Raw genomic sequence first — 22,413 nt, forward strand, 5'->3', positions numbered from 1 at the left:
CCCCGCTGAAAAGCCTGCACTTTTGCAGGAATTCTTCGTAGGCAGCGATCAGGGACGCAAATTCATGTATTTTTGCAGGTTTTCTTCGTGCGACCAGGCAGTTTGTGGCTATCGATAGTGACGCGGGGGGGTTCTCAACAGTCTGAAGCTGCCTCTCGATGGTGTGCCGTCCGCTTCGCCACCGTTCGACATTGCCGCACGAACGGGTTTACTTATGTTTGCGCCAGTCCAGGCTGCTCTTGTTCAGCAAATGCTCGAAGTCGTTTTCGAGCCGCTTCTCCTCCGCTTTGCGCGCTGCTTCAGCCTGCTTGCGGGATTCTTCTCTGCGCTCCGCTTCCTCGGCTTTCATTGCGTCCGCTTGCGCCTTCAGCCGATCCACGACGTCCGGTCGCAGCAAATCCTTGAGCATAGCCGGCTTCTCCTGGGCAGCAGGCTCGGGAGAAGCCTGGGGCCGTTTTTTCTTTACCATTGCATTCACCTCTGTTTCTATCCCCTATTATACTGCTTTCAGCACTTTGTATAAAATATAATTATCCCAGAACCATATCGGGAGCTTATCCCGCTAAATGGCAGTCGAGCATGATCTTATCCAGATGGTAACTTCGATTAAAATCAAACTATCCATAGCATCTTTCAAGGGTTGCAGATTACGCTAAGAGATAATGCCGGATTTCGCACAGAAACGTACAAGTCTTAAAAATGCTCCCCAAAGGTTTTTCTACATGTAACGAACCGAGCACCCTTATTTCGTGGTAAACCGCCCGTATTATAACAATACAGACAAGAGGGGAACCGAGATGCAAACCGAATTAACTACGATGCGCCTGGAAACGGAGCGCCTGATCATTCGTCCTTATATTGAAAATGATTTGATGGAATCGTTTGAGCTGATGCAAAACCCGGAATTGTTTACTTATATGCATATGGGCGTCTTGTCATCTGAAGAATATAAAGGACTATTCAAGTGGCTAATCGACAGTTACAATACCCCCTTCGACATGCCGTTTAAATACTCATTTGCGATTCGAAGCAAAGCAACAGGCGCTTTCATTGGCTGGTGCGGTGTGGGTGTGCTTGATTTCATTGCTCCTGATAAAGAATTGTATTATTTGATTGGCCGTGATTATTGGGGTAATGGTTATGCAGCTGAAGCAGCCGCCGCGTTGGCAGCCTATGCCTTCGATGTTATTGGATTAGACCGATTGTTTGCTAAGGCCCATTCACAAAATACAGCGTCATTGGGAGTTTTAAAAAAGCTGGGCTTTGTATTCGATCGTGAACTAAGGGGCTTGGCAGGGGATTTCGAGGAGTGCAACGGCGAGTTATTGCATGTTCTCACAAGAGGAAAGGTTTCGCGAATTGGCCGGAATTCATCCGATTTAGGGAATGTCATCTTGCGATGAGCGGAATTTTTCGAACCCCCTTACTACCTTGCCCATTCATTCCGTTAAATGTTAACGATGTAAACTTTCCGGGATAACGCAACATGAAGCCGCTCGTCAGAGAAACTGACTTTCGTTCCGGCCGATTCCCATCGGGGATCAGGATCGAATTCGGCAATCCGCAATCAATCGTGGAGTTGGAGCCTGGCAAGATGGCCCTGGACTTGGGCAGCAGCGCGGTCGTTTGCGGCCGGCTGCCCGTCAGGCGGTCACAGGCGGCCTCATACAAGCGCAAGCTTGATTTTCCCGATGGAGCGCGGCGGCGTTGCACCGATCCGGCTCATATCGGATCTCCTCCGGCATGCTCCGGGACTCCAAGCATCCGGAAGACATACAACGTTATATACTTGGACATATCCTCATATGTAATGGGCTTTTCAAGCAAAGGTTCCACCACCATAGTATTGGGAGGAAAAAACACCATTCCCATAATGCCTGTCATGGCATAGTCCATAGATTCGAACCGGAAAACAGATAGCCTCCGGCCCTCCTCCAGAATTTGCTGCAGCAGTTCCCATATCGGAAGCAAATGCCCGCGTATCATCTCCGCACGTTTGGAGCGCGTCGTCATCTCCCGGGAGGCTATCACCATCAGCTCCGGCTCTTCAAAGCGGTAGCCAACAATAGAGCTAATAAAAGCCTTCAGCGCAGCGCCGGGATCACCTATTAATTGATAAAAGAGCTCATATCTCTCCGGTCTGTAATAGTATTCGTAGATGGCTTTGAACAACTGTTCCTTTCCGCCAAAATGATAAGACACGAGAGCCGTGTTGGCTCCTGCCGCTTCGCAAATCTGGCGAATACTTGTCGCATCGAAGCCCTGTTTGGCAAACAGCATTTTGGCGGCCTGGAGTATTCTTTGCTTGGCGGCGAGTTCGCCTTGATTCACTAGCCTCTTCCTTTCTAAGCCGGATTTGAAGCCTTATGGCCGAACCTTTCTTCATTCATTGCAGGCTTTGACTTCTTAAGCATAACCGCAAGGACGCTTACGCTCAAGCAAACTGCCATTGCCAGGAACAGCATGCCAACAGAATAGCCGACGGACGGGCCTCCAAAAATCAGGTTCATCATGCCGTTAACAGCATAGGTCGCCGGCAAATAATCGCTTATGCCATGGTAGAATCCGGACAGCAGCTCTCTTGGAATCGTAGCTCCCGAAGTGACAAGCTGGACCGACAGGCTGATGATGTTAAGCAGCATGCCGGGCATTCCCAATAACAGCAGGAACATCTGGGAGTAGAACATAAAGGTGGCCAGGAACAAGCTTTGGAACAGCCAAATGGATACATAGCCTCCTTCGCTCTGCCCGCCGAACGCCAGCACCAATGCGGAGCCGATTGCCGATATGATCAGTGAAGACACGAGATTGATAACCACCCGAGCCCCGAAGATCGACCATCTGCCCGCGCGTGCGCCTACTGCCATGGCGGCTTGCTGCATATTCAACTGCATAATCATGGCGCCGACAAAAGAAGCCAGCAACATCATCATCGGCAGCATCTGATTATTCATCCCGTTAACCGGATGCAGGGAATGAGTATCGGACATCACCTTTTCCGATAATCCCTGAGCCATATTTTGAGCCTGTTGAGCAGGCACCTGCAGTTGGCCGAGAGCAGCTTGTACCCCCGCCGCCACCGTCTCTTTATTGGCGTTCGCCGTAATAACAGCCGTTACTCCCTGCATGACGCTCTTGATCATCTGGGGATTCGATTCGTTGATATAATATTCAACTTTCGCTTGCTGACCCGGAGTTTGCAATTGTTTGGTGAAATCCGCGGACAACGCCACAACCAGGTGAACCTCTCTGTTTTCCAGTTTATCCATGGCGGCTTGCCGGGATTCGACTTTTTCCGCGGAAAAAGGCAGCTGCTCCTTCAGCTTGTCGGCGATCGTTTGACCCACTCCTGAGTCTTCGCTGACCAAGGCGATTTTAAGATGATTGACGTTGTCCGTTACTCCTCTGTATCCCGTCATCCAAATGACGCAGAAAATAATCTGAAACATGAGCGCTGTCAGAATGGCGCTTTTGGCTGCCGGATGTTTCATCAGTAAGGATAATGCGTGTTTCATGTGCTCCCCCTATTAATTAAACGATTGATTAATTTGACACAACCAAATTTATCACATTAAAATCAGCGGTGTCAAGCAAGGACTTCTGCATCCAATCGGCAATAGAACAAGAAAATTATGGCCTTTTTACCAACGTCTTATGTAATGATTATTTTCTTAAAAATTGATTATAGACACAAAAAAAGCCAGTATTTTCAAGCCAAAAACAAGACAATAACATAATGATTATTGCAGCAATCCGCGGAATTCGGTATACCTGAACTTGCAAGCCCACAAAATTCCAAAGTTGCAAAGGCGGTGATTTATGAAAGCGTTTGAGCGGCATGCGGCCGTACTCGGACATGCAGGTGTATAAAACCATTTATTTTTAGGAGGATGTGGATTATATGGAAAAAAAGAAACTCGTAAAAACCCCGGCAGTCGTTTTATCTTCACTTCTTGCAGTTGCAGTGATGGCCCCTGCGCCTATGGCTTCGGCTGCGACCAACATTTATGTGGCGCCTAACGGCAAGGACAGCAATGCGGGAACGCTCGCAAGCCCGACTACGCTGACGGCAGCCATTGCCAAAGCAGCCCCTGGCGACATCATTTACATGCGCGGTGGAACCTACGCTTACTCGACGCAAATTACGATCGAACGGACGAACAACGGAACATCAAGCGCCAAGAAGCAACTCGTGGCTTATAACTCGGAAAAACCTGTGCTCGATTTTTCCTCGCAGCCTTATAATTCTTCCGACGTTTCGAAGAACGCCAGAGGCTTGCAGATCAACGGCAGCTATTGGACGATCAAAGGGCTGGAAGTTAAAGGCTCGGCTGATAACGGCATCTATGTCGCGGGCAACAACAACCGCGTTGAGAATGTTGATGTCCATCACAATCGGGACACGGGCCTGCAGATCGGCAGGTACAATTCCACAGCGCCCAAAAACGAGTGGCCAAGCAATAACGAAATCGTGAATTCCTATTCCCACGATAACTTCGACCCGGACAACGGGGAAGATGCCGACGGATTCGCGGCGAAGCTGACAGTCGGACCGGGCAATGTTTTTGACGGATGCATTGCGGCTTACAATACGGACGACGGTTGGGATCTCTTCGCCAAGCAGGAAACCGGCGCGATCAGCCCGGTAACGATCAAGAACAGCATCGCGCACCATAACGGACAAACTTCGTCAGGCCAGTCGACGAGCAACAGCGACGGCAACGGCTTCAAACTGGGCGGCGATAAAATTGCCGTCAATCACATCGTCACAGGCTCCATCGCGTATCAAAACAAAAAACACGGCTTCACCTACAACAGCAATCCGGGCTCGATCACGCTCAAAAACAATACGTCGTTTGACAACGGCCAGAGCAATTTTGCCTTTGACGCAGGCACGCACCAGTTCAGCAACAATTTGTCCTATAAAGGCGGGGCCAGCGACAAAACGAGCGGAACCGACGTGCAAAGCACGAATGTTTGGTGGAAATCCAGCAAAAGCACGAATGCCAAAGGGCTGGTTGCCAGCGACGCCGACTTTGTCAGCTTGACGCCTTCTCTGTCCCGCAACGCGGACGGTTCCCCGAATCTCGGGAATTTCCTGAAGCTGGCTAAAGGAAGCGATCTGATCGGCTCAGGTACGCCATCCGGCACAGATATCGGCGCGGCAGGCCACTAATCGAGGAGGACATACATGCATACTTTGAAATTGGGAAAAAGAATTGAAGTTTATACGGCGTTAATGTTGTCGCTGCTGCTTGCCATCTCGTTAGTACTCCTGTCTCCGCTGAATGCTTCAGCCGCCAACGAGTACGACCTGACAGGCTTCTCGGCCGGCAATGCAGGAGGCGGCAATATCGCCGAAACGGATTCGCGCTACAAAAAAGTGTACAATGCGACGGATTTGGCCGCTGCGCTCAAGAAAGGTTCCGGTGTCAAAGTCGTCGAGATTATGAACGACCTGAGTCTGGGCTGGAACGAGCTTCCGTCGGCAGCCAAAACTTCTCCTTTCAGCGCGCATAACAGCGCCCTTACGCATCCTGTGCTCAAAACGACCGGCGTCAGCAAGCTGACCATCGACAGCTTCAACGGTTTGACGATCTTTTCCGCGAACGGCGCGAAGATCAAGCATGGGGCCATTACGATCAAACGCAGCTCCAATGTCATTATCCGCAACCTCGAATTCGACGAGCTGTGGGAGTGGGACGAATCGACCAAAGGCAATTACGACAAAAACGACTGGGATTACGTGACGATTGAAGAAACAAGCAAAGTGTGGGTCGACCACTGCACGTTCAACAAAGCTTACGACGGCGTGCTCGATGTGAAAAAAGGAAGCAGCGGCGTTACGGTTTCTTGGTCCACTTTTAAGGCGGATGACCGCAGCTCGAACAGTTGGGTAACGCAGCAAATCAATGCGATGGAGGCCAATCAATCGGCTTATCCGATGTACGCTTACTTGAGAAGCAGCGCCGTGGGCCTGAGCAAGAACGATATTATCGCTATCGCAGCGTCACAAAAGAAAGGCCACCTCGTCGGTTCGACCGAATTCGCCTCCGACAATGCGGACCTTGAGGTTACGCTGCACCACAACTATTATCAGGACGTTCAGGACCGCATGCCTCGCCTCAGAGGGGGGAATGTGCACGCCTATAATATCGTTATGGATAGCGCCGGAGCACGGGCTGCCAGCAAAAAAATAACTTCCGCCATGGAATCGGCGATAAGCTCGAAGGGCTACCATTTCGGAATTACGAGCAACGGAGCCATTTCCACCGAGGACGGAGCCGTACTGGTTGAGAAGTCGCAAATCATCGACGTCGTGTTCCCGATCCGCAACAATCAGGCGGATGCGTCTAACGCAAGCTACACAGGCAAAATCCGCGCGCTGGATACGATGTACTCCCTGGACGGCTCCTCGTTCAGAGGCAGCAGCGACACATCCGGCAGTCCGCTCGCTCCTGTCCCTGCGGCAGTGAAAGCTTTCTCTTGGAACAAATTCAGCACTCTGCCTTACAGCTATACGCCAGGCGATCCTTCCACGCTAAAAGCGAGACTTACCGCTTCCAACGGGTCGGGCGCCGGCAAACTGAGCTGGGCCAAGCAAAACTGGCTGCTGACGAGTTATTAATCAGGTGAAATAATCGTCAAAGAGTTGCGCCTTTCGGCAGCCCCGCTGCTTAAAGCGCAGCTCTTTGCTTGTTTTCGCCGCTCCGCTCCGTTCCGTCGCTCCCCTCAGCCCGAGACATGATCTTTTCGCGTCAGCGACCTTTGCTTGAAAATCATCTTTTTCCAGACCAGCGGCACGCCGCCGATCATGAGCAAATACCGGGCGTCAATGACTTTTTTCAAAAGTGCGGCCAGGCGGCCTTTGACCTTTTTCACCTTCAACAGCCCGATCGCTTCCCCACTTCCCAGCGTGGCTACGGTTCCCTTGTAATCATATGCAAAAGGCTGCAAAGGCCGCGTCCGCGCCAAATGGATGAGATTGCGCGCCACGCTTACGCCCTGCTGCACCGCGATCTGCCCATTGGCGGGATACGGCGCGCCCTCCGGGCTGATCACGAGCGAGCAGTCCCCGACGATGAATACGTCAGGGTGCTGGCAGGAGCGCAGGTATTCGTCCACCTTGACCCTGCCGCGCTGCACCTCAAAACCCGCCGACTCCAGCAGCGAGTTGCCGCGAATCCCGCCGGACCATACCACGGTCGCCGACCGGATAAACTCGCCGTCCCCCAGCAGCACGCCTTCCGGCGTACACTTCTTGATCGGAGTCGACAGCTTATATTGGACGCCCTTGCGGCGCATAACGTCCATTCCGTACTCGACCAGGTCGGCCGGCATACCCGGCGGAAGGGCGACCGGCGACGCCTCCACATTAATGATTTTAACCAGCGCCGGGCTCACATCGTAAGTCCTGCACAGCACGGGGACACGGTCGGCCAGCTCACCGACGAATTCGGTGCCCGTGAAGCCCGCTCCGCCGACGACAAAGGTCAAATAATCTTTGCGCTCCGGCTCCATTTTGTATTTGGCGAACATGTACTCGATGTGCTGGCGGATAAAGCGGACGCTGTTGATGCTTTTGATCGACATGGCGTGCTCCTTCATTCCCGGGATGCCGAACGTCTCCGTTTCGCTGCCCAGCCCGACGACCAAATAATCGTACGATAAAGTTCGATCTTCCAGTACGACCTGCTTCTCCTCCGGAATAATTCGGGTGACCGTCGATTTAATAAACTGCACCTTCTTTTCATCGATCAGCTCCGCAATGCTCACCCGCGCATTGTCATGGTGGTCGGTGCCTGCCGCCGGCATGTGCAGATGCGTTGTGATGTAGTGATAGTGATGCTTGTTGACGAGAGTCACTACGATCTCGCCAGACCTGATTTTCTTTTGCAGCCTGATCGCCGTCACAATCCCGCCGTAACCCGCTCCGAGAATGACAACTTTGAGCTTTGTGCTCATAACAACCACTCCTCCGATTCTTTTTGACTAACCAATAGTTTGTGAAAAAAAGAACATGCATAAGCGGCAAAAAGGATGCGCTTTGACTTGGCAGCAATCCATCATGTGTTTGGATGCACGGAGGGCAAATGCTGGACTTGTTTGCGCCTCTTGCATGTTTTTGGAATGTGAAAATTATCACAAAATACCCCGTGGCTGTTCCCCAGTCGACCTTTTTGTGTGTGCCAAGCGTCTGGCTGAAAACCCGCCGTCCCAGATGTCACAGCCGAATCGACGGTCTGCAGGTTAGGTTGTGAAAAAAATCACATCATCGGTTTAGCACTATTATATAACCAATCAGCTTGTGTTGTAAATCACTAAAATGCCCTGATTCCGGCCACCGCCACCGTCTACATCGCGTCACTGTCAGTGTCAACGCCTGGCCGTTTCCCGATTTACGCCAGGCTCAAACTGCCCACCCTGGCTTGAGGGCTGACGCACCGCACGCAGCCCTCAGCGCGCGGTGTTGCACCGCATGTCGGCGGTCGGTCGACCATGTCGCAACAGGCAAAAACTGCAAAAGTCAGGCTGCTGAGCAACTCGCAGGCTAGAGCCACCAGCTTTAGCAACGCGGGGAAAGCCTGCAAAAGTGCAGCTTTTTGCTCGTTCATACGCTGACAACGGAAAATTCCTGCAAATGTGCAGGCTTTTCATCGAACACATGGGCTCGGACCCATTTTGAGCGGAAATTCCTGCACAATCGCAGGTTTTTCCCCGAAACGAGCCGCTCCCAACAAAAAAACCTGCTTTTTCGCAGGTTTTACCGGCTTCCCGAGCCGCTTAACGAACGGCTGGCCGCACCGTCGTCAATCTCCCCCGGATAACTTCTCTTTATCATGCAGCCTTCTGATGCGAAAACAGTTCATCCCCGCCTCCCCCAGTTCCTCCAACAGCCCGTAATTCGCCCATGCTCCCACGACAGCCCCGATGCCGGGAATAAGCTGCAGCATTTTGCGAAAATCGATCGTATCCCGGTATTCCTGCTGCAGTTGCAGCCAGTCCACATGATCCGTGTACGACGCGGCCGGCGGCAGCGCCACCGCTATATCGTCCCAGCCGTGAATCGCGGCCAGAAGCTGGGGCTTTTTGCTTTGACTCGAGAAGGCAAGCTGAAACACATACAAAATAAACAGGCGCTCCCGGTAATCCCGCGTCGAGTAACCGTAAGCGTGGGCCAGCTCAAACAGGAACTTCATCTTGATGCCGATGAGGATCGGAAAATCCGCAAGCCCGAGCAGTATCCCCCCCGCTCCCGTACCGGCGCCTTCGGCGGCGGCGATCTTTTTGTAAAGGGACAGCAGCTCTTCGGCTTTCGCATCGCTCTCGGCCAGCGTCGAACCGAACATCGGTTCATGGCTCGGAATGAAATTCATTCCGAATAAAGTCGACTGAACGATGCCTTTCACCGTTACTGTAATCGTCTGGTGCACTTTTTCCGGTATCATCTTGTTTATGCGCGTCTGGACGGATCTGGAAGTTTTCTCCACCAACCCCGGCGCCTTGTGCAGCCTGATTTCCCAGCGTTTCAGCTTTTTGATCATTTGCTCTTCGTACAACGTAAAATCGGCTGCCACCAGCTTCACCATCCATGCCCTTGTTTATTACCGACAGTATACAATACGGCGCTCCCGATCTTCAAATTCAGTTCAAAATATTTGACATCACAACGCATATATGTTGATAGAAACTTTCTCTTCCCGTGGTCGCGCACTACCTCCAGCCCGAGGAAATGGCAGTACTCTCCCGAAGTGCATCTCGGACGCTACAAAAATTTCGCACACGACTTCTCATTTATAAACTGACGAAGGAACAGATTGCGTCTTTGCTGATAAAGAAACAGAAAGAGTCCAGTGAATTTCAAAGGAAGTTGTATCTGAGAAGGGCAATCAAAATACGGAAAACTAATGCTAAGGACTTCGTTGGAACTACCCCATTTATGTTTACTTTGTTATAATTCTGATGTAATGGGAATAAATTGGAGGAAAGGAGGGGATTAATTGTTTATTCACTGGAGTAACATATTTTTGTTTTTGGGAATATTAGCAATACTTGTCGTGGGTTTAATTATTTATATAAAAAAAAATAAAAAAGAGAGACTCACAATATCAAGTGAATCTCTCTTTTTTATTTCTTACTGTTTAACTTCAGCGGACCATTCTACAACAGATCCATTGTTGTTCCACTCAAATAATCCTCTGTGATAAATGACAGATAAAAAGACAAGTCCTGTAAAAGATTGATCTACGGCAAAGCTAGCCACATCATTCGACCAATTACTTTGAGTATAAGTATTTGTAGCAGTAATCAGTTGACTACCACCCACGAATCCATATCTAGTGATTTCCACTTGTCCTTTTGCTTTTGAAGGATAATCACCTTGAGCAATTACCGTTGTTGCTAAATGGCTATTCAATGTTCCAACCGTATATGTTCCAGAAACATACGCACATCCTCTTTTTGAATTACTCGATTCATATTTACAGTTATTCCCTCCCAAACTGTAATCCACATCGGTACCAGACAGTGGCAAGCTGTTAGCGTTTTTATCAAGTATATCCTTCTTTTTCTTGTTTGCTTCAGTCAAGACACGATCAATATCTTCCTGATTTTTATAAATTTTTATTGTAACTGTTTCGGTATAACCGTCATGTTGAATTACCGTTGTTCCTTCTTTTAGATCACCCAAAGGATTCTCTTTTTCAGGTGAAGCAGCTGATGCAGAAAAAACACTAGTAAAAACGAAGACAAGAGATAATGCAAAAGCTAATATTTTTTTCATTTCCATTCCATCACTCTGCAAGTTGTTTGACAACTCCAGGAGTGGCATTTGAATCGAGAAGATACGGACCGGGACAAGCCCTATAAAGACCTAATCCAGTCTGTATACGACCGATATGATGATAAATACGGATTCTGTCGTTGAAGTAACAGGCAAAATAGCGTAATACTAGGCAATATCTGCTTCCGTGCTACAACCGGCTCAATCGCTCAACACCGCCAGATCAAGCCGGCTTATGCGCTGGGGATCGGAGATCAAGTCGACCTCGGTAATCTTTCCCTGATTTATCGTAAATTTGAGCACATAGAGCACCCTGCCTCGAGGAGCCGCAACGATTCCTACTGTTCCGTTCACGAGGACCGGCTGTGCTGCGGTTTGTGCACGTCCCGAAACTTGTTTTGCCAGCCCGACCGCCCCTCGTGTTACCCTTGAAGACCCGGTCTGGCGATCGTCTCGAAGTACAACGTCCGGATTGAGCGCAGCGACAAGAGCATCAAAATCGCCTGCATGCGCCGCAGCAAGAAAAGCCTGGACAACCTCGCGTTGGAGAGCAAAGTCGACTTCCGGCATTGCCTTTGCCCCGCGAACGCGGCGGCGTGCCCGGCTCGCCAACTGCCTTGCAGCGGTCTCCGATTTCCCCACAATTGGTGCAATCTCTGTGAAAGGCACGTTGAAAATATCATGCAGCACGAATGTGATCCGTTCCGCAGGATTCAGATTACCGAGCACGACTAGTAAAGCAATACCGACAGAATCAGCCAATATGGCTTCTTGTTCAGGATCGATCATATTCTCATGGCTCGCGAAAGTCTCGGACAAGTGTGTTTCTATTGATTCTTCACGTCTAGCTTTTCGCGACCGCAACATATCGAGACAAATCCGCGAGATAACGGTGGTCAACCAGCCTCCCATGTTCTCTATCCCTCTTGCATCCGCACGGCTAAGACGCAGCCAAGTCTCCTGTACCGCGTCCTCCGCTTCGCTCAATGACCCGAGCATACGATAAGCCACTGCCTGAAGGTGATTCCTGTGTGCTTCGAATTCATTAGCCAGCCGAACCAATTCGCTCATCACTCATACTCCCTTGTACAAAAATGAGATAAACCTCTATCGAAGTCTTTCGAAGTAGAGCGACCGCGTTTAGAGGTAGGTTTATTCGCCAATAAGAATGCTGTTCCGCTAAAAAAGCCTCCATAAATACTGACGAATGAAATCCGGACAATGTGACGAGAGACACGACGCCGATTATTTGTCACAGATCCCGAGGGTCCATTCGTCAGCATAGTAAGGAGCCAAAATCGGCTCTTATCAAAAAATAAAGGAGTGTTTCACATGCAATCATAATGTCGCCCTAACGTCTCCGCAAGACAGATCGCAAAAATTACGGTAGGCAATCGCTTTTCATACAAAGGGAAGGTAGGTATTTCCAATATGACAACAGTATTATATATTACAGCAAATCCGCACAATCATGAAAAATCATACAGCATGTTAGTCGGTAATGAGTTTGTACAGGCTTACCGATCTGCAAATCCGAATGATGAAGTTATCCATCTTGATCTGTATAAAATCGATATACCTCAACTTGATGCCGATGTTTTCAGCGGTTGGGGCAAGCTGCAAGCAGGTACTGCATTTGAAAATTTGACCGAAGCGGAGAAAATGAAACTAACCCGTCTTAGTGAGCTGGTGGACCAATTTGTGGCCGCAGACAAATATGTATTTGTTACTCCGATTTGGAACTATTCGTACCCACCCGTCATGAAGTCATATATCGACTCCATTTGCGTTGCAGGCAAGACTTTCAAATATTTACCGGATGTCGGCCGGGTTGGCTTGCTGGGTAATAAAAAAGCAGTTCACATTCAAGCTAGCGGAAGCTTCTTGTCACCGGGCTCAGATGATGCGGACTTAGAAATGGGTCACCGTCACCTGAAGGCCATTATGGAATTCGTTGGAATTCCTGGATTCGAAGGGATTTTTGTTGAAGGCATGGCCGCGAAACCCGAGCAAGAGCCTGCGATAAAAGAAAAGGCGATTCAACAAGCGCGCGAGGTTGCCCGAAGATTTTAACGAATTAGACAGACATGTCTAGGCACGATTCTATTCGAATTTTCATACTTATTTTTCGATTTTACGAGATCAGTACAATTTCTGTATGAAATTTAGAACAGATTTCCACGATGTGCAAGTGGCAGCGGTTGCCAGACCGGCTCCCATCTTATCACTTTCCTGAACCCCAGTCGAACTGGGGTTTTTTATCGTTTGAAACGCTTGTCTTTTGTGTAAGTTCTCTCCCGGAGCACTTTCATCACTGCAGCGAGTTTCCGCCCCCGGCTAGCTCCTGTTACCAATGCGATTTTGAATAACCTTCAATTACTATGACACAAGCTGACATACTTAAGGTTTATAGTGGGTGATAGATCAATGAAAGGAGTAACAAACGATGAAACCTTTAAATGGAAAAGTAGCTTTGGTGGCAGGTGCGACACGCGGCGCCGGCAGAGGAATAGCTATCGAATTAGGAGCGGCTGGGGCTACTGTTTATGTGACAGGACGTACGACACGGACGCAAAGTTCTGAGTACAATCGCCCTGAAACTATTGAAGAAACCGCTGAACTTGTAAGTAATGCGGGCGGTCGAGGAATAGCGGTTCAAGTGGATCATCTGGATCCTGATCAGGTACAGGCTCTAATTGCCCGCATTGAGAATGAACAAGGAGGACTGGACATCCTGGTCAACGATGTATGGGGAGCTGAATATTTGACGCAGTGGAACGTGCCCGTGTGGGAGCACTCCCTTGACCGGGGGTTTCGCATGCTTCGGCTTGCGATTGACACGCATATTATTACCAGTCACTTTGCGCTCCCCCTTTTAATCCGAAAAAAGAATGGACTGGCCATTGAGATAACGGACGGCACGGCAGAATACAACGATAGAAACTACCGTCTATCCCTGTTCTACGATCTGGCCAAGACGTCTGTCATTCGTATGGCTCAGTCTTTAGCCCATGAACTTTCGCCATATACATGCACTGCAGTAGCAGTGACTCCAGGTTGGATGCGTTCTGAAATCATGCTTGATCACTTTAGTGTTAAGGAAGAAAGCTGGCGTGACGCGACTGCGAAGGAACCTCATTTCATCATCTCGGAATCGCCCCGTTTTGTAGGGCGTGCCGTTGCCGCGCTAGCCGGAGATCCGGAAGTTGCCCGATGGAACGGTCGCTCTGTTTCAAGCGGCGAGCTCGCACAAGTGTATGGTTTTTATGATCTTGATGGCTCACAGCCAGACTGCTGGCGGTATCTTGTAGAAGTACAGGAAGCAGGCAAACCGGCGAATGCTTCCGGTTACCGCTAATACCGAACTCAAGCGTTCTGTAGAATGTGTATGGTCCTTACGAACTGTTTGTGATGACGCGGCTGCCGGGTATGTATCGGCAGCCGCGTTGCGCTATCAGGCAGTTTAGCGTAACAAGGTATGTTGGAGTATTTAATTTTTCCGGCTGTTCCTGTATAATTAATCATAATAATTTTAAATGGTTATCGTCCATTTTTATAATTTATTTTTATGGCAGGAGCATACCAATGGAAGAAAAAGACTGGATCATTCTGAAAACATTATATTTGAAAAAAAATATAACCAAAGCTGCGGAGCAGCTTTACATCTCCCAGCCGGCTCTGACATACCGCATACAGCAGTTGGAGAAGGAATTCGGCGCCAAGATCGTATCCCGAGGCAAAACGGGTGTGGAGTTTACTCCCCAGGGCGAATACCTGGTCAAATATGCGGAGCAAATGCTGCATGAGCTCAGAAGGACCAAGGAGCGCATTTTGAATATGAACGATCAGGTCGTAGGCACATTGCGGCTCGGCGTTTCCGCAAGCTTCGCACGTTACTATTTGCCGCTGCTGCTCAAAAGCTTTGTCCGTCAGTACGGCGGAGTGGAAATCAATGTGAAAACCGGATTAAGCCCCGAAGTGTTGTCCTATGTCCAGAAGGAAGAAGTGCATCTCGGCATCCTGAGAGGAAACCACAGTTGGTCGGAGCAATCGCTGCTGCTGACCAGCGAGCCCCTCTGCCTCATCGCTAAAGAACCGATCGATCTCCATGATCTTCCGAGCCTTCCGAAAATCAATTACGTCATTAATGATTCCCGCTTGCGGCAAGATATCGAAAAATGGTGGATGGAAAGATTTTCGGTACCGCCCCTTACTACAATGGAGGTCGACAGCATCGAAACTTGCGTCGAACTGGTCAACAGCGGGATGGGCTACGGAATCGTTCCGAGCATGAGCCTGCAAAATCATAAGTCGCTGTTCGTTCACAATCTCCGGACCAAAAACGGCGACCCGATTATTAGAGAAACGATGCTTATCTATCGCAATGCTTCGTTGGAATTTTCGGTTGTCAAAGCATTTGTTGATTTTATGAGTAATGATCTTAAGAATGTTCTCGGTTAAAGGGCCGGCGAAATATTTTTTTTAACGCAACCGGTATGATGAACAAAACGAAGAATACCCGGAACAGCTGATAGGCCGCAACATTTGAAACGTCGGCATGAATGGCCGCTGCCGTAACCCCCATCTCCGGCAAGCCGCCCGGCGCTATGCTTAAAAACGCCGTTACAAAGCTGATCGGCTGGGTCAGGCTCAGCATGTACGCGATCGCCAGCGTCATGCCTACAAGCAGAACGCTTCCGGCAAGACTGTAAGGAAGAAGACGGCGCCAGCCGCTTAACGCCTTGAGCTTGATGCCTTGCCCAAGATAGATGCCGATGCACAGCTGCGCTATAATGACAACAAGCTGCGGCAAGTGCGGCAGGGCAATGCCGGACGCCGAGATAACGGCGGAAGCGATAAGCGGTCCGATCAGCCAAGGGTTCGGAAATTTGAACCTTACGGCGAAAATGGCTGCCGGCAGTACCAGCACGATTGCGACGGGTAGCATGAACCATGAAGTGCCGGAGATTGACAGGATGCTGTACGCTTGCGGCCGGGAACCGTCCTCCGCAGCGGCTGCAGCGGCCAGACCGTGTACAGCGACAAAGGGCACCATAAATGTAACCACCAGCATCCGGATTGTTTGCATGAACGTAACGATTGTCGGTTCCGCACCTTCAATTTCTTCACTTAACGGAACCATTTGCGAAATCCCTCCGGGAATACACCCCATGATACTGCTCGGAAGACTGATTCCGGTACGTTTGGCTATAAAGAAAGCCAATCCCAGGCTGGAACCGGTCAGCAAGGCGGTGGAGATGGCCATAGAGGGCAGCGAAACGGCTATTTGCCGGGCGCTCTCTGCGGTAAACGACAGCCCCATGCTGTATCCCAAAAGCATTTGTCCCCCGTTTCGCAAGCCTGTCGGCCAGTATAACTTACTCTTAAAAGCAACCTGCCATACCAGAACCGCTGCAAGCGGCCCTAGCATCCAGGCGAGCGGAAAATGCAAAATCGTAAAAAGGGAACCTCCTATACTGGCAATCAGAACCGTTTTGACGATTTGCCATACATGCATCTTTTTAATGCCGGTCAATCCGAACATGAAGCAACCTTCTTTCACAGGACAAGTAATTCAAACCGGAATTGTACGGCGGCACACTCTGCCAATATCCATACGCAGCATGCATGCCTCCGCCAGCGGCTAACGCCATGCATTCACCGCACGCTCAATCCGTTCCAGAGCTTCTTGCAGGACGGCCCTGCGGCAGCCGATGTTCATTCGCATAAAACCCGCCCCTTCCTCGCCGAATATCATGCCGTCATGCAAGCCCACCTTGGACCGTTCCAGCATAAAGGCCCGCAGTTCTTGCTGAGACATGCCCAACTGCCTGCAATCCAGCCACATTAAATACGTCGCTTCCGGTTTAATGACGTTAATCCCGGAAATATTGCGTTCAAAATAACCCGTCAGAAGGCGTACGTTTTCCTCCAAATATTGAACCAACTGATCCGCATAATAACCGCACTCCTTATAGGCCGTTTCAAAGGCCAACGTACCGAAAACGGTTCTACCGTCAGCTTTGTTCGCCGCAATTGTCTTCTCATAGGTACGGCGCAGCATTTCGTTCGGGATAATGATAGCTGCCGTGCGAAGTCCGGGGATATTGAACGTCTTGCTCGGGTTCAGACACATGATGCAATTATCCCTAATTTCCCCGGACAACGACGGAAAAGGTATATGATTATGGCCTTCGTAAACGATATCGGAATGAATTTCATCGGACACGACAATAACGCCGTACTCCAGACACAATTCGCCGATGCGGGTTAACTCTTCCCAGGTGTATACCCGACCTACAGGATTATGCGGGTTGCACAGCAGCATCATTTTCGTTTGCGGATCCTTCAGCTTTTGTTCCAGGTCTTCGAAGTCGATTTCATATTTCCCGTTTCGAAGCAGCAAATTATTCTGCACTTTGGTTCTTCCGTTGTTGGCGATGAGATGGTGAAATGGATGATACACCGGGGACTGGATCAATATATTGTCTCCCGCTTGCGTGAATGCTTGCACCGCATTAACCAGTCCGTTAACTACCGCCGGAGCATAAACAACCCAATCTTCGTCGATATGAAAATCGAAACGTGCGTGCAACCAGCTTTTGACCGACAAATTAAAGCTTTTGCCGCTCAGCGTATATCCGTATACCCCCAGCTCCGCTCTTTTCACCATGGCATCAACGATCGGCTGGGGACATTTAAAATCCGTATCTGCAATCCACATCGGAATGACATCTTCAGGATAAAAATTATGCTTCTTGGAATCGGTTCCTCTAAGTTCTATGATCTCGTCGAAATTATGTGTGCGCACTAATCCGCTCATTATGCCACCTCTTTTATAAGCATTTAACCTGCAGCAATCCCCTTGGCATTAACTGGAAAGCTGGCTCAAAAACTTTTTCGTACGATCGTTTTGCGGGTTCGAGAAAATGTCCTCCGGTCCGCCTGTTTCGACTATTCTCCCGTCCGCCATAAAAATAACTTTGTCGGCAACCTCACGAGCGAACGACATCTCATGGGTGACGATAATCATCGTTGTATTCTTGTCAGCAAGCTGACGCATAACATTCAGCACTTCGCTGACCAATTCGGGGTCCAGGGCGGAGGTCGGCTCGTCGAACAATATAACATAGGGATCCACGGCAAGCGCGCGGGCGATTCCGACCCTCTGCTGCTGCCCGCCGGATAAGGTGGACGGGTAATTATCGAATTTGCCCGATAGTCCAACCTGCTCCAGCAATCGCTCGCCAATCGGCCTGGCTTCGCCTTCCTTCATTTTTTTGACGGCAATCAACGATTCGATCACATTTTGCAGAGCGGTTTTGTTTTTGAACAAGTTATAGTTTTGGAATACCATAGCGCTCTTTTGTCTCAAACGGTACATATCCTTCTTGCCCAACTCTTGCATATTCACGGCGACATCGTCTATGATAACCGTTCCTTCCTCGGGTACTTCCAATAAATTCAGGCATCTTAGCAGCGTCGATTTTCCGGATCCGGAGGGACCTATAATAGCGGCAACCTCTCCTTTGTTAACCTCCAATTCAATATCATGCAGCACCTGGAGATCATGAAATTTTTTCCGCAAGCCGTTCACTTTAATCATTCCGTGCTCCCCCCTAACGGTATGGTTTGTTTAATTTGACTTCGATTTTGGTCTGGATCATCGTAAACAGCACGGTAATAATCCAATAAACAATAGCGACGGCCAGGAAGCTTTCGAAAAATTTATACGTCGATGCCGCAGACATTTTCGCTTGGGCAAAAATTTCGGCTACGCCCACAGTAAAAGCGAGCGAGGTCTCTTTCACCAAAATAATAAAGAAATTTCCGGTCGACGGTACAGCGATCCTCGTCGCTTGAGGCAGCACGATGCGCCTCATCGTTTGCCACTTGGTCATACCCACGGATAAACCCGCTTCCAATTGCCCGTTGTCAACCGAAGTAATCGCCGCCCGGAAAACTTCAGATAAATAAGCGGCATTCCGAAAGCTCAAACCGATGATCACGGCAGTAAAAGCATTAACGAAGCTCATTGCCGGAAATAGCTGGGGAAGCCCGAAGTAAAACAGGAAAATTTGCACAATGGTGGGAGTTCCACGGAAGAAAGATATATACAGATTGGCCAGCGGGCTGATTATCTTCACTTTGCTTTTTGTAATAACCGTCAGTATCAACCCTAGTACAATCGCAAAGAACATGGCGACCAGCGCCATAATCAGCGTGAGATGAACATATTTCAGCAGCTGCGGAAAAAGACTTATCATATAATTCAGGTCAAAATTCATTGCGTTCACCACCCGGAAAAATTGAAGTTAAGCTTTAAGCGCTTCTCCGCTCTGGAAGCTTATTTCTTGCTGATATCTTGCTTGTAAAACTTTATAGACAACTGCGACATAGTCCCGTCCTTTTGCAATTCCTCAATAGCCTTATCGAATTTGTCCTTTAATGCCTTGTTCTTATCGTTTTTTACAAACGGGAAGGCGATAATGTAATCCTCAAACGGTTTCCCTGCGAACTGCAGCGGCAAGCCGGATTTTTCAATTTTGACAAGACCGCTCGCTTTATCGACAATGTAGGCGTCAACCCTGCCGTTGGCAACGTCATAGACAATACCGCTCGGATCCTCATACGTAACAATGTTCATTTTGACTCCTTTTTCATTATCATAATCGCGTAGAAATTTTTCTTTATTCGTGCCTAACCCGACCGCTATCTTCTTGCCTTTCAAATCTTCCAGCGATTTAATCGAATCATTTCCTTTTTTGACAACCAGTTGGCCGCCCGAGTATACATAAGGAATACTGAACAAATATTTTTCTTTACGCTGGTCTGATATCTCCACCTGGTTGGCGATCGTATCGATTTTACCGGCGTCCAGCATCCCGGATAGTCCGCTGAAATCGGCCGTTATCCATTCCACCTTGTAACCGATTTTGCCCGCGATCGCTTTTATCGCCTCGATATCAAAGCCGTCCAGCTCCTGCTTCTCATTTTTGTAAGAATGCGGCACGCTTCTGCCCGATGTGCCTACCCGAAGCACCTTTTCTTCTCCCGCCTCCGTCTTCGATGCATCTTGCGGTCCGGCCGCTGGAGCGGTTGTTTGTGTGCCGCACGCGGAGCTTGATAAAACAACGGCTGCCAGCACGCTGGCTAAAAACGATTTTCTGATTGTCGACATTTTCAACGACCTCCCTGATAATGTTATATTATTTAACAATACAAGAAATATATAATCCCATAATACTGCCTTTCTATATATAAATATAATAGTTAATTTTTATCTTCCTGAATAAAAGTAAATTATGAATGAATTTATGTCATTAAATATAACACATAAATATCATTAAACTAGTCATTATCGATCCTCATGGATTTCATCGGTGTACGAGAAAAAGGAGCTTGCCGCGGCAAGCTCCTTTCCTTTGCGTGATTTTCATCTTAACTGTTCGTCGTTTCGATAGAAGTGAAAGTCCATTCCCGGACGTTGATCCAGTAATGCAATTCCCAACAGTTAAATAGACCTATTTTCTATTTTTTCAATTAATGTCCAATCTACCCCTTCTCCAAGTTCAACATCTATCTCTTCCAATAATTTGAATCCTTCTTGCTCAATGCCTGCGTCATACCCATACAGTTCAAAATATCGTTCTTTAACCTGTACGAACCAAAAATAAATACTACAATAAATACTTGGTTTGTCCAAAGGTATTGAATTGGCATTGTTCTTCAAAAAAGAATACCGTGATAACAACTCATTAAATTGGACCTATTCAGGGAAGCATTTAATAACAATATCCATATTTTTAGATTTAAACAGATTTGTCAATTGCTTTACACCCCCGTCCCCTAAGTTGTAATCTTAAACTGGGACTATAGGTATCTCCATGGCCTCTAGAAGATTCTTTACGGCAAAACATCAAAGCTGCTCGGCTTGTTTTCGATTTGAAGTGTTTTAGGAAAATAATTCTTCATATTGCGCCGCGCATACTCTCTGAGCGTTATTTACCGTTAGCGGTACCGCGGCAAAAAAAGACCACAATACGGGCGGTTAACTCGCATTGTGGTTTTGTTGGTTGTATTGTACGATCTTGTTGTGGAAATTGTAAATGTATTTATACAAAATTTATGACAAACCCATTATCAGCCACCATAACTATTCTTGGGCAATATCTCTTGGATTTTTATAGCACCAATCATTATTATACGGCAAATTAGTGATATTCTCCAAATCTTCTAAAGTATAAAACCAATCTTCCTCAACCCACATTTTTGCTGTCGGATATATATTGAGAATGGCATGGGCAAATCGTAATAATAAATCTTCATTATCATAAAAATCATCAGACACTACTGCTTTAAAATATTCACTATTCGTATCATCCCATTTAAAACTAACTATTTGATATTCATAAGGTTCATCATATACGCTAAAGCAAAGCTGTCTTGAATAATTATCTCTAAATGGTATATCACTTATATACACTCGAGAATATTTTAGTGTTCCTTCAATATTAAAATTTTCTTCATCACTATCAAAAAAAAGGGTTTCCTTAATACATATATTATTAAGATTCCTCAATAGGCCGTTTGCTGGAGCACTCTCTCCACGTTTAAATAATACAAAGGCTGACATTCCCATTACTTGAATACTCCTCCTAACTCTTCGAGCGAATTTACAACTGTTATACCTTTACTATTGAGTTCTTGAATAATTTTAGTTATTTGAGCATTTGAGGTATCAATAACCTCATCAACATATAGCATAACCTCTCTACCCTCATAATTAAAGAATTGAGGATTACTTGGATTAATATACTTATCGATTTGATCCATTTTCACAGCAGACATTGACTTCTTAACCTCTATAATTTGATTATTTGTCATAATATCAATATCTCCTGCTGGTTTACCAGTAGAAATGTTATCTAGCTTTAAGCCGAACCCTGTTACTTCCATCCTTTGTTGAACATAATCTCCAACTTTACCCTCAATGGATTTTCCAGCATTGCTACTATTTTTAGCACTTTCAATTGCACTAGGTATGTTTTTGGGATTTTGTTCAACCCATTTGATTGTATTACCCAATGGATTTGTAAATTCGACTTCTAACCCCTTATTCGTTTTAGTTTTGATTGGTTCATTGAATATGGGCACATCATTACCCGTCCCCTTAGAGCCTGAACCACCTCCACCCTTTCCATGGCCGACTGAATCTCCCTCGCTCTTCATATAATTCGATATTTTCCCCGTTGCTTCCTGAAAGAGTTCCCTTAGCGTTGTTGTTTCAGGTATACCTCCAAACACTCCTGCCTTCTGCGGTGCAAACGGGTTAATAAATTCTGCATCCAAAATCTTATTCATATCCTGAGTCAGCTTCGTGTAACTTCTCCCCAGGGTAGTGCCCTTTTCACCCAGTGATCGTACAAACTGATCGAATCTTGCGCTTATGCTTGCAACCTCTGTCACCTGCACCGACTTCGTGCCACTCAGCACCAACTTTTCAGCTTGCATGGCCCTGGATGCCGCTCCTGCCTCGCCACCGACGAAAAAGGAGGCTATGGTAAGTACCAATTCCGTTCCATATTTGCTTCGACTATAGGTATCTCCATTGATGACGTCATCCTTGA

Annotated in this window: 20 protein-coding genes and 1 pseudogene; 6 read left to right on the forward strand and 15 right to left on the reverse strand. The window is 47.9% G+C overall.

Going from position 1 to position 22,413, the window contains the following annotated elements:
- Positions 1–208: 208 nt before the first annotated feature.
- Complete coding sequence (locus tag AC6RNO_RS29250; protein WP_497107638.1) at positions 209–469, reverse strand: DUF3886 domain-containing protein; 261 nt, start codon at positions 467–469, stop codon at positions 209–211.
- A 328-nt stretch (positions 470–797) separates the two neighbouring features.
- Here AC6RNO_RS29250 and AC6RNO_RS29255 point away from each other — a divergent pair, with 328 nt between their 5' ends.
- On the forward strand, positions 798–1,403 hold the full coding sequence (locus AC6RNO_RS29255) for a GNAT family N-acetyltransferase (RefSeq protein WP_474685493.1): 606 nt from the start codon (positions 798–800) through the stop codon (positions 1,401–1,403).
- 319 nt (positions 1,404–1,722) lie between these two features.
- Here the strand turns inward: AC6RNO_RS29255 and AC6RNO_RS29260 are convergent, their stop codons facing one another.
- Complete coding sequence (locus tag AC6RNO_RS29260) at positions 1,723–2,331, reverse strand: TetR family transcriptional regulator (RefSeq protein WP_497107639.1); 609 nt, start codon at positions 2,329–2,331, stop codon at positions 1,723–1,725.
- Positions 2,332–2,345: 14 nt separating this feature from the next.
- Positions 2,346–3,515 (reverse strand): ABC transporter permease, encoded by a 1,170-nt coding sequence (locus tag AC6RNO_RS29265; protein ID WP_497107640.1) that lies wholly within the window; start codon positions 3,513–3,515, stop codon positions 2,346–2,348.
- Positions 3,516–3,901: 386 nt separating this feature from the next.
- Here AC6RNO_RS29265 and AC6RNO_RS29270 point away from each other — a divergent pair, with 386 nt between their 5' ends.
- Both AC6RNO_RS29270 and AC6RNO_RS29275 read left to right on the forward strand, forming a co-directional pair.
- The gene (locus AC6RNO_RS29270) at positions 3,902–5,176 is read left to right on the forward strand and encodes a right-handed parallel beta-helix repeat-containing protein (protein WP_497107641.1); all 1,275 of its coding nucleotides are present in this window, start codon (positions 3,902–3,904) and stop codon (positions 5,174–5,176) included.
- Positions 5,177–5,191: 15 nt separating this feature from the next.
- Entirely contained in the window at positions 5,192–6,628 is a 1,437-nt protein-coding gene (locus AC6RNO_RS29275; protein ID WP_497107642.1) for a pectate lyase family protein, read from the forward strand.
- Positions 6,629–6,732: 104 nt separating this feature from the next.
- Here AC6RNO_RS29275 and AC6RNO_RS29280 read toward each other — a convergent pair whose 3' ends face one another.
- The 4 genes from AC6RNO_RS29280 to AC6RNO_RS29295 all read right to left on the reverse strand — a co-directional run bounded on the left by AC6RNO_RS29280 (position 6,733) and on the right by AC6RNO_RS29295 (position 11,854).
- Complete coding sequence (locus tag AC6RNO_RS29280) at positions 6,733–7,965, reverse strand: FAD-dependent oxidoreductase (RefSeq protein ID WP_497107643.1); 1,233 nt, start codon at positions 7,963–7,965, stop codon at positions 6,733–6,735.
- An 845-nt stretch (positions 7,966–8,810) separates the two neighbouring features.
- Positions 8,811–9,590, reverse strand: a complete 780-nt coding sequence (locus tag AC6RNO_RS29285; RefSeq protein WP_497107644.1) for an EcsC family protein — start codon at positions 9,588–9,590, stop codon at positions 8,811–8,813.
- 545 nt (positions 9,591–10,135) lie between these two features.
- Positions 10,136–10,789 (reverse strand): hypothetical protein, encoded by a 654-nt coding sequence (locus AC6RNO_RS29290; protein ID WP_497107645.1) that lies wholly within the window; start codon positions 10,787–10,789, stop codon positions 10,136–10,138.
- A gap of 195 nt (positions 10,790–10,984) precedes the next feature.
- Positions 10,985–11,854, reverse strand: a complete 870-nt coding sequence (locus AC6RNO_RS29295; RefSeq protein ID WP_497107646.1) for a sigma-70 family RNA polymerase sigma factor — start codon at positions 11,852–11,854, stop codon at positions 10,985–10,987.
- A gap of 360 nt (positions 11,855–12,214) precedes the next feature.
- On the opposite strand from AC6RNO_RS29295, the gene AC6RNO_RS29300 reads away from it, so the two are divergent.
- From AC6RNO_RS29300 to AC6RNO_RS29310, 3 genes are all read left to right on the forward strand, one after another.
- The gene (locus AC6RNO_RS29300; protein WP_497107647.1) at positions 12,215–12,856 is read left to right on the forward strand and encodes an NAD(P)H-dependent oxidoreductase; all 642 of its coding nucleotides are present in this window, start codon (positions 12,215–12,217) and stop codon (positions 12,854–12,856) included.
- Positions 12,857–13,229: 373 nt separating this feature from the next.
- A complete protein-coding gene (locus tag AC6RNO_RS29305) occupies positions 13,230–14,141 on the forward strand; it encodes an SDR family oxidoreductase (RefSeq protein ID WP_474685504.1) in 912 nt (303 codons plus the stop codon).
- A gap of 227 nt (positions 14,142–14,368) precedes the next feature.
- Positions 14,369–15,244: a LysR family transcriptional regulator gene (locus tag AC6RNO_RS29310; protein ID WP_488437386.1), complete on the forward strand. Its 876-nt coding sequence runs from the start codon at positions 14,369–14,371 to the stop codon at positions 15,242–15,244.
- On the opposite strand, the gene AC6RNO_RS29315 is transcribed toward AC6RNO_RS29310, so the two are convergent.
- From AC6RNO_RS29315 to AC6RNO_RS29350, 8 genes and pseudogenes are all read right to left on the reverse strand, one after another.
- Positions 15,225–16,328 (reverse strand): AbrB family transcriptional regulator, encoded by a 1,104-nt coding sequence (locus tag AC6RNO_RS29315; protein ID WP_488437385.1) that lies wholly within the window; start codon positions 16,326–16,328, stop codon positions 15,225–15,227. The genes AC6RNO_RS29310 and AC6RNO_RS29315 overlap by 20 nt on opposite strands.
- A gap of 99 nt (positions 16,329–16,427) precedes the next feature.
- Positions 16,428–17,606, reverse strand: coding sequence for a PatB family C-S lyase (locus tag AC6RNO_RS29320; protein ID WP_497107648.1), 1,179 nt, complete (start codon positions 17,604–17,606; stop codon positions 16,428–16,430).
- A 48-nt stretch (positions 17,607–17,654) separates the two neighbouring features.
- Positions 17,655–18,389 (reverse strand): amino acid ABC transporter ATP-binding protein, encoded by a 735-nt coding sequence (locus AC6RNO_RS29325; protein WP_474685508.1) that lies wholly within the window; start codon positions 18,387–18,389, stop codon positions 17,655–17,657.
- Between the two features lie 13 nt (positions 18,390–18,402).
- Positions 18,403–19,071 (reverse strand): amino acid ABC transporter permease, encoded by a 669-nt coding sequence (locus AC6RNO_RS29330; RefSeq protein WP_474685509.1) that lies wholly within the window; start codon positions 19,069–19,071, stop codon positions 18,403–18,405.
- A 59-nt stretch (positions 19,072–19,130) separates the two neighbouring features.
- On the reverse strand, positions 19,131–19,964 hold the full coding sequence (locus AC6RNO_RS29335) for a transporter substrate-binding domain-containing protein (RefSeq protein WP_497107649.1): 834 nt from the start codon (positions 19,962–19,964) through the stop codon (positions 19,131–19,133).
- Between the two features lie 333 nt (positions 19,965–20,297).
- Positions 20,298–20,516 (reverse strand): hypothetical protein, encoded by a 219-nt coding sequence (locus AC6RNO_RS29340; RefSeq protein WP_497107650.1) that lies wholly within the window; start codon positions 20,514–20,516, stop codon positions 20,298–20,300.
- Between the two features lie 423 nt (positions 20,517–20,939).
- Positions 20,940–21,425 (reverse strand): hypothetical protein, encoded by a 486-nt coding sequence (locus AC6RNO_RS29345; RefSeq protein ID WP_497107651.1) that lies wholly within the window; start codon positions 21,423–21,425, stop codon positions 20,940–20,942.
- Positions 21,425–22,413: pseudogene (locus AC6RNO_RS29350) on the reverse strand (hypothetical protein); the annotation flags it as partial. The gene AC6RNO_RS29345 and the pseudogene AC6RNO_RS29350, both read right to left, overlap by 1 nt.

The sequence above is a fragment of the Paenibacillus sp. sgz302190 genome, from assembly GCF_059820445.1.